The sequence below is a fragment of the Pseudomonas sp. NPDC098740 genome (genome assembly GCF_044760065.1).
Classification (GTDB): Bacteria; Pseudomonadota; Gammaproteobacteria; order Pseudomonadales; family Pseudomonadaceae; genus Aquipseudomonas; species Aquipseudomonas rossensis.
The window spans coordinates 57,140-65,531 of the sequence record NZ_JBIWAM010000012.1 but is presented as its reverse complement, the minus strand read 5'-3'; the positions used below and the strand labels follow the sequence as shown (position 1 = coordinate 65,531).

Genomic DNA, 8,392 nt, shown 5'->3' with positions numbered 1-8,392 from the left:
TCCACAACCCGGTGACGACCTGTTCGTTCACTTCAAAGCTATCCAATCCGACGGCTTCAAAAGCCTGAAAGAAGGCCAACAGGTTTCTTTCATCGCTACCCGCGGTCAGAAAGGCATGCAAGCTGAAGAAGTTCAAGTTATCTAACTTGTACTTGCTTTAGTAAAAAGCCCCGCCCTCAAAAGCGGGGCTTTTTTGTGCCTGTCTGTTTTGCAGGCAAAAAAAATCGCAGCCCATGGCTGCGATTTTTTTGCGTCTTACCAGGCCACACCAAACCCTGCGGTGTAGCGTGTCTTGTCTAAATCAGCATCGTCAGTGCCGCTAATAATGTCTCTCTCGGCCTTCAGATTAAGCGATGCCCATTCAGTCACTTTGTAGCGCAAGCCCATTTCGGCATCGAGCGCGTACTCCGCAACGTCCGACAACGGCTTACCCACTTCGCCGTTCGTGAAGAACTCCACCTTCTTACCGATCAGGTAGCGGTTGTAGTCCCACTTCATCGCCACGGAATAGAAGTTTTCTTTGCCGCCGTCTGCGAACTCATAGTCCGTGCGGTTGACCAGCGAGCCCAGCGAGAATGCGCCCAGCTCGTTGTCCCAGAACTGGTAACCGGGGCCGGTACCGACGGTGCGCTGGCGGGACAGCTCTTCGACCTTGTCGCGCTTGTAGACCGCGCGCCCTTGCCAGAACCATTTTTCGGTCAGGAAACGGTCGAGAGAGTATTCGCCCCGCCAGTTGTCGGTAGTGACCACGTCATCCTGAAATTCGCGGTTGTACTCGCCTTCTGCGGTGTGTCGCCATCTGCCATGACGCGCAGAGGTCTTGAAGTCGATATCGTAATCGTCGGTGTCTTTCTCGGCCCGCTGATAATCCAGCGCCGCATCGACATTACCCTTCCACACCAAATCCTCGACGACAGGCTTGGGCTTGAGGATCTGCTGAATACTGGCCAGTTCGACGGTCTTGGGACCATCGCCATTGGCCAGGGTGACCTTGCCGTCCTCTGCCGCATGCAGTGCCTTGGCCTTTTCGCCGGTGTAGGCATCCTGCTTGACCAGCAACTGCTGATCGCTTTCCAGGGTTTTGACCTGCTTCCAGTCGATCGGGACGGCACCGGCATATTCGGTCTGGATCAACAGCTTGCCGCCATCGAAAACGGTGATCTTGCCGCTCAGCTTGTCACCGTTCTTCAACCAGACGGTATCGGCGAGCAAGGGCGTGGAGGCACTGACGACAGCGAGGCACAGCAGGGTTCTGGACAACATAAGCAAATACAGGCTCAAGTTTGCGAAAAAAAGTCGGCATTATCCATACGAATAAGACCCTAGCAAGGACTGACCCGACTATTTCTATTGAGTTCATTTCTCAATGGGTGATCCAGGATTTACTCTACAGACGGTAAGGCGACTTTTTCAGGAACTGCCGACGTGACCGACTCAACCACTGAAACCGATAGTCCGGCGCAAATCCGACGCACGGCGCTGTACCTGACTCTGGCGCAAGTCCCAGAGGGCAAAGTCGTGAGTTACGGTCAACTCGCCGAGTTGGCGGGGCTGGGTCGCGCCGCCCGCTTCGTCGGACGGACACTGAGCCAACTGCCGGGCGACAGCAAATTACCCTGGCACCGCGTGCTCGGTGCGGGTGGGCGTATCAGCCTCCCCGCAGGCAGCCCTTCGGGGGATGAACAACGCGCGCGTTTGCGCATGGAGGGCATCAGTATCCTGAACAATCGTGTTGATATTCAGCGCCATGGCTGGCGCCCGGTAGAGCACAGCGGTTAGAGTGCGCGCTTTGTTTCCGTATTTCTTGAGGCAGACTCCAGCCCATGCCCCGTAAAACCTGGCGCGCCGCGCTCGCCGCCTATGCCAGCCCCTCGACGCTTGTACTGTTGCTGCTTGGTTTCGCCGCCGGCCTGCCCTACATGCTGGTGTTTTCGACACTTTCGGTCTGGCTGCGCGAAGCTGGCGTGGCTCGCGAAACCATTGGCTATGCAAGCCTGATCGGCCTGGCCTACGCCTTTAAATGGGTCTGGTCACCGCTGCTCGACCAATGGCGCCTGCCATTTCTCGGCAAGCTCGGTCGCCGACGTTCCTGGCTGGTGCTTTCCCAGGCGCTGGTCATCCTCGGCCTGATCGGGATGGGTTTCTGCGACCCGCAAAAGCATTTGTCCTGGTTGATCGCCATTGCGGTGGTCGTTGCTTTCGCCTCGGCGACACAAGACATCGCAGTCGACGCCTATCGCCTGGAAATCGCCGACGACACCCGCCAGGCCGCCCTCGCCGCCAGTTACATGTCCGGTTATCGGATCGCCGCGCTGCTGGCCACCGCCGGTGCCCTGTTCTTTGCTGAAGGCTTCGGCTCCACCGGTTTCAACTATAAGCATTCGGCATGGGCCGGCACCTACATCCTGTTCGGTGCCTTGATGGTTCCGGCGCTGCTGACCTCCTTTTTCATGCGCGAACCGCCGGTGCCGCTGCGCACGCAGCTTCAGGCCGGGCGCTACAGCTTTGTGCATCAACTGGCATCGGTGTTTGTGCTGATCGTGCTGTTGGTTTCCGTGCCGGCCATGTTCACTCAGTTGTACAACACCGATTTCGCCAGCGTGCTGTTCGAAGGCGTGAGCGTGCTCGACCTGCTGCTCGAAGACCGCGCGTTCCTGCGGGCAATCCTCTACACCACGCTCACCGCAATGTGCCTGTCGGCCATTGGCCGCCGTGGACTGGCGCCGGTGCTGACGCCGATCAACGACTTCATTCTGCGCTACCGCTGGCAAGCGTTCCTGCTGCTTGGGCTGATCGCCACCTATCGGATGTCCGATACGGTCATGGGCGTGATGGCTAACGTGTTCTACATCGACCAAGGCTTCACCAAGGATCAGATTGCAAGCGTCAGCAAGATCTTTGGCCTGATCATGACCCTGGTCGGCGCCGGCATGGGCGGCCTGCTGATCGTGCGCTTCGGCATCTTGCCGATTCTGCTCATCGGCGGCATTGCATCAGCCGGCACCAACCTGCTGTTCCTGATGCTCGCCGACATGGGCGCCAACCTGAACATGCTGATTGGCACCATCTCCCTGGACAACTTCAGCTCGGGCCTGGCGACCTCGGCGTTCGTCGCCTACCTGTCGAGCCTGACCAACTTGAAGTTCTCCGCGACCCAGTACGCCCTGCTCAGCTCGATAATGCTCTTGCTGCCACGCCTGATCGGCGGCTACTCGGGGGTCATGGTGGAGAAATTCGGTTACCACAACTTCTTCCTGATCACTGCCCTGCTGGGCGTACCGACGCTGCTGTTGATCGCGTTGCACTGGTTCCAGGAGAGTCGCCGCGAAGGCCCGACGCCAACGCCGACACCAGAACCGGTTCCGACCCAGGTCGCGGAAGAATCGTAGGATCTTCAGCAGGAAGCAGAGCAGAGGGCGCGGGGATTCCCGCCTCCCGCCACACCCCGCCGACCGCACGCCTGTACGCCAGCAGATCTCGCCCGTACAATGCTCCGTCATTTCTCGTCATCAGCAACCGACAACGGCCAACCATGCGCACCAGTCAATTTTTGCTCGCCACACAGAAAGAAACGCCTTCCGACGCGGTCGTGATCAGCCATCAGCTGATGCTGCGCGCCGGCATGATCCGCAAACTCGCCTCGGGCCTGTACACCTGGCTGCCGATGGGCTTGCGAGTGATGCGCAAGGTCGAAGCCGTCGTTCGTGAAGAAATGAACGCCGCGGGCTCTCTCGAAGTGTTGATGCCGAGCACCCAACCGGCTGAGCTGTGGCAGGAATCCGGTCGCTGGGAAGAATACGGCCCTGAATTGTTGCGCTTCAAGGATCGCCACGGTCGCGATTTCTGCGCCGGCCCGACTCATGAAGAAGTCATCACTGACCTGATGCGCAACGAGTTGAGCAGCTACAAACAGCTGCCAATCAACCTGTACCAGATCCAGACCAAATTCCGTGACGAAATCCGTCCACGCTTCGGCTTGATGCGCGGTCGCGAATTCATCATGAAGGACGCCTACTCCTTCCACGCTGACCAGCCATCACTGCAGGTCACCTACGACCGTATGCACCAGGCGTATTGCAACGTGTTCACCCGTCTGGGCCTGAAATTCCGCCCGGTTGAAGCCGACAACGGCTCGATCGGTGGAGCTGGCTCCCACGAGTTCCACGTGCTGGCCGAATCCGGCGAAGACGATATCGTCTTCAGCAACGGTTCCGACTACGCGGCAAACATCGAGAAAGCCGAAGCCGTGCCACGCGAGACCTCCCGCGCCGCTCCTGCCGAAGAGCTGCGCCTGGTCGACACGCCGAACGCCAAGACCATTGCGCAACTGGTCGAAGGCTTCAACCTGCCGATTGAAAAGACCATCAAGACCCTGGTGGTTCACGCTGAAGAGAAAGGCAAGCTGATTGCCCTGATCATTCGTGGCGACCACGAGCTGAACGAAATCAAGGCCGGCAACCAGCCTGGCGTTGCCAGCCCGCTGGTCATGGCCTCCGAAGCCGAACTGCGCGACGCCATTGGCGCCGGCGCCGGCTCCCTGGGCCCGCTGAACCTGCCACTGCCAATCATCATCGACCGTTCCGTCGAATTGATGAGCGACTTCGGCATCGGCGCCAACATCGATGACAAACACTATTTCGGCGTGAACTGGGAGCGTGATCTGCCAGTTCCGACCGTTGCCGATCTGCGTAACGTGGTCGCCGGCGACCCGAGCCCGGATGGCAAAGGCACCCTGGAAATCAAGCGCGGCATCGAAGTCGGGCACATCTTCCAGCTGGGCAACAAGTACAGCAAAGCGATGAAGTGCGAAGTGCTGGGCGAGAATGGCAAGCCAGTCACCCTGGAAATGGGTTGCTACGGCATCGGCGTTTCCCGCGTGGTGGCTGCGGCCATCGAGCAGAACAACGACGCCAACGGGATCATCTGGAGTGACACGCTGGCCCCGTTCCAGATCGCTCTGGTACCGTTGCGCTACGAAACCGAACAGGTTCGCGAAGCCACCGACAAGCTGTATGCAGAACTGACTGCCGCCGGCTTCGAAGTACTGCTGGACGACCGCGACAAGAAAACCAGCCCGGGCATCAAGTTTGCGGACATGGAGCTGATCGGCATTCCTCACCGGATCGTGGTCAGTGACCGCGGCCTCGCCGAAGGCAATCTGGAATACAAGAGCCGCACCGAGCCCGAAGCGCAAGCGCTGCCGGTCGCTGACGTGCTGTCCTTCCTTCAGTCCCGTATCCGCCGCTGACACCAGATAGAGAAGTCATGTTCAAGCGAAACACCTTAGGCCTCGGTGGTGCCGCCCTGTGCGGCACCCTGCTGGTCAGCGGCTGTGCCAACCACATGTCGCAACGCAGCGAGCACGAGGAACGTGTCGAGCGTAAATTGCTCGATCACAGCCTGCAGATCGATGTCGGCGAGCCGAAGGTGCTTGATCTGCCGCAACGTCGGGTGAAGATCCACGAGCAGAAAACGTTCGAAGTCACCGAATTCGAAGTCACACGCCACTACGACCGCTACACGCCTTACCAACCCTGGCGGGAGGCTTACGAGGTCCCGCTGGGTGCGGTGGCCGTGGTGGCCGGTGTCGGTGCGAACGTGGTCAACGTGTTCGCCCTTGGCAACCTGCCGGACAGCATGACGAAAGACTGGCTGAGCTACGGTTTCGCCGGGCTCAACCCGTTCATGAACGTGCAGTCTCATGGTCGCGCGCAACAGAACCTGGCGGGAATCGACGAGGTCCAGCTCGACAAGCGCACCGAATACTCAAGCCTGCCATGGAGCGAGCGTCCGGTTGAGGTCAAGGCCGGCAAGGAAACGTTCGAGATGAGCACCGACAAAAACGGTGTATTGCGCGTGAACCTGCTGGACAGCCCGTTCGCCGAACACGACATCAATCATTTGAGCCGGCTGCTGATCAGTGTCCAGGATGCTCAGGACGACGTGCACTCCAATTCGTCCCTGGCGGTCAGTAGCTCCTTGCGTGGCAAGCTGCTCGAAGCTCACGGGCTGATTTACGACGACCTCGAAGACGACGAAGTGAGCCAGTGGGTACACCGGGTCAAACGTTTGTCGGAACTGGGGCTGGAAGAAGAAGCCACCGAGCTGGAACAAAGCCTGATCGAACTGACGCGTAACGATCCCGAGTTGCAGACCGAATTCCTCAAGTCATTGACCAAGGATGCCGGGCGACTGGTCGCGGATCCGGGACCGAATTAACCTGCCTTAAAAGATCGCAGCCTTCGGCAGCTCCTACACTGGAATGCGTTCCTCTGTAGGAGCTGCCGAAGGCTCGGGCCGCGTTCGGACGATCTTTTGCTTTATTGACGTTCAAACAACTCCATCTGCTCAAACCCGCCCCGCAAATCCTCCAGCCGCACTCCAATCCCCAGCAACCGCACCGGTTTCCCGCCGCGATTGAACGCCTGGGTCAGCAACAACTGATAGCTCCCCAAATCCCGCCCTGCCCCGGCCTGCTCCAGAGTGGTCTGGGTGAAGTCATGGAATTTCACTTTGACGAACGGTTTGCCCGGTCGATAGCTGCTGTCGATTCGCGCCATGCGGCCGGCCAGGGTTTCCAGTAACTCGGGTAATTTATCGAGGCAGCTCACCAGATCCGGCAGGTCCACGTCGTAGGTGTTTTCGACACTGATCGACTGCCGACGACTGTCGTTGTGCACCAACCGGTCATCGATCCCACGGGCCAGGCTCCAGAGTCGCTCGCCGAAGCTGCCGAATTCTCGCACAAGCGCCAACTTGTCCCATTCGCGCAGATGCGAACAATCGACGATGCCAAGCCTGCCTAATTTGTCTGCGGTCACTTTGCCAACGCCGTGCAACTTGCTCACCGGCAAACCACTGACAAAATCCTCGACCTGATCCGGCGTAATGACGAACAAGCCGTTGGGCTTCTTCCAGTCGCTGGCGATCTTGGCCAGAAACTTGTTCGGCGCAACGCCCGCCGAAACGGTGATGTGAAGTTGATTAGAGACGCGACGGCGAATGTCCTGGGCAATCCGCGTGGCGCTGCCACCGAAATGCGCACTGTCCGATACGTCGAGGTAGGCCTCATCCAGGGAAAGCGGCTCGATCAAGTCGGTGTAATCGCGAAAGATCGTGTGAATTTCCTTAGAGGCTTCTCTATAGGCCTCCATGCGTGGCTTGACGATGGTCAGGTCCGGGCACAGCTTCAAGGCATGTCCGGAAGACATGGCCGAGCGCACCCCATAAGCCCGCGCCTCATAATTGCAGGTGGCGATCACTCCACGCCGATCCGCAGAACCGCCCACTGCCAGAGGTTTACCGGCCAGGCGCGGGTCGTCACGCATCTCGATGGCGGCGTAGAAGCAGTCACAATCGACGTGGATGATTTTTCGCTGCGTCATATAAAAGCAGTGTTCATGGTGAAGAAATGGAGTACTGGCGAGTCAGATCGGCAGTATCTCACTGACACCTGTATATAGCACCAGTACTCTGAATGTTCTTTTCCACCCGTAGGAAAAGTGCCAGATGAATTTATTTTCTTAATCGAAAAGCTTCACCCGATAGAGCTGAAAGCCTTGCCACACCGACCTTACAGCCCATCACCCAGCCCTGTTTTCAAGCTAAGCGATTGAACGGGAAGAGGTTTTCTCTGGATTGAAGGTTGACAGCCTGCCGATCCTCTGTAGAATGCCGACACACAGACGCGGGATGGAGCAGTCTGGTAGCTCGTCGGGCTCATAACCCGAAGGTCGTCGGTTCAAATCCGGCTCCCGCAACCAAACATCGAAAAAGGCTACTCGAAAGAGTGGCCTTTTTTGTGCGCGTCTCTTTTGTAATCGCGAGACAGAAAAGAGCGGGTAACGGCTGACGGTGCAGGATTGAGAAATCGTTCTGATTCCGAAACTTAAGTCTCCCCCACGACCGTTCGCCGCTCATTTACGCTTATTTGACCCTATTCAGGATTAACGGTAGACACTCCGGCGTTCGTCTGTAGAATGCCGCCACACAGACGCGGGATGGAGCAGTCTGGTAGCTCGTCGGGCTCATAACCCGAAGGTCGTCGGTTCAAATCCGGCTCCCGCAACCAAACATCGAAAAAGGCTACTCGAAAGAGTGGCCTTTTTTGTGCGCGTCTCTTTTGTAAATATGAGCATAGATACGAGCGGGTAACGGCTGACGGCGCAGAAACGAGAAATCGTTCCGATTCCGAAACTTAAGTCTCCCCCACGACCGTTCGCCGCTCATCTACGCTTATATGACCCTATTCAGGATTAACGGTTGACACTCCGGCGGTCGCCTGTACAATGCCGCCACACAGACGCGGGATGGAGCAGTCTGGTAGCTCGTCGGGCTCATAACCCGAAGGTCGTCGGTTCAAATCCGGCTCCCGCAACCAAACATCAAAAAA

Annotated in this window: 7 protein-coding genes and 3 tRNA genes; 8 read left to right on the top strand and 2 right to left on the bottom strand. The window is 58.1% G+C overall.

Annotated elements, in window-relative coordinates; genetic code table 11:
* On the top strand, positions 1–145 hold a 145-nt coding region (locus ACIQU2_RS16490; protein WP_403142749.1), incomplete at its 5' end, for a cold-shock protein.
* Between the two features lie 110 nt (positions 146–255).
* On the opposite strand, the gene ACIQU2_RS16485 is transcribed toward ACIQU2_RS16490, so the two are convergent.
* Positions 256–1,263, bottom strand: coding sequence for a DUF481 domain-containing protein (locus ACIQU2_RS16485; RefSeq protein WP_347804909.1), 1,008 nt, complete (start codon positions 1,261–1,263; stop codon positions 256–258).
* Between the two features lie 162 nt (positions 1,264–1,425).
* Here ACIQU2_RS16485 and ACIQU2_RS16480 point away from each other — a divergent pair, with 162 nt between their 5' ends.
* The 4 genes from ACIQU2_RS16480 to ACIQU2_RS16465 all read left to right on the top strand — a co-directional run bounded on the left by ACIQU2_RS16480 (position 1,426) and on the right by ACIQU2_RS16465 (position 6,219).
* Positions 1,426–1,779 carry an MGMT family protein gene (locus ACIQU2_RS16480; protein WP_008153938.1) on the top strand — a complete coding sequence of 118 codons (354 nt, stop codon included), beginning with the start codon at positions 1,426–1,428 and terminating at the stop codon, positions 1,777–1,779.
* Positions 1,780–1,823: 44 nt separating this feature from the next.
* Complete coding sequence (locus ACIQU2_RS16475) at positions 1,824–3,389, top strand: AmpG family muropeptide MFS transporter (RefSeq protein WP_283183256.1); 1,566 nt, start codon at positions 1,824–1,826, stop codon at positions 3,387–3,389.
* Between the two features lie 143 nt (positions 3,390–3,532).
* On the top strand, positions 3,533–5,248 hold the full coding sequence (locus tag ACIQU2_RS16470; RefSeq protein WP_403142562.1) for a proline--tRNA ligase: 1,716 nt from the start codon (positions 3,533–3,535) through the stop codon (positions 5,246–5,248).
* 17 nt (positions 5,249–5,265) lie between these two features.
* A complete protein-coding gene (locus ACIQU2_RS16465; protein WP_403142559.1) occupies positions 5,266–6,219 on the top strand; it encodes a hypothetical protein in 954 nt (317 codons plus the stop codon).
* Positions 6,220–6,320: 101 nt separating this feature from the next.
* Here the strand turns inward: ACIQU2_RS16465 and dinB are convergent, their stop codons facing one another.
* A complete protein-coding gene (dinB, locus tag ACIQU2_RS16460; RefSeq protein ID WP_347804906.1) occupies positions 6,321–7,385 on the bottom strand; it encodes a DNA polymerase IV in 1,065 nt (354 codons plus the stop codon).
* A gap of 301 nt (positions 7,386–7,686) precedes the next feature.
* Here dinB and ACIQU2_RS16455 point away from each other — a divergent pair.
* The 3 genes from ACIQU2_RS16455 (at position 7,687) to ACIQU2_RS16445 (ending at position 8,380) form a co-directional block, all read left to right on the top strand.
* Positions 7,687–7,763, top strand: a tRNA-Met gene (locus ACIQU2_RS16455).
* Positions 7,764–7,994: 231 nt separating this feature from the next.
* Positions 7,995–8,071 (top strand) — tRNA-Met (locus tag ACIQU2_RS16450).
* Between the two features lie 232 nt (positions 8,072–8,303).
* A tRNA-Met gene (locus tag ACIQU2_RS16445) sits at positions 8,304–8,380 on the top strand.
* Positions 8,381–8,392: the final 12 nt, after the last annotated feature.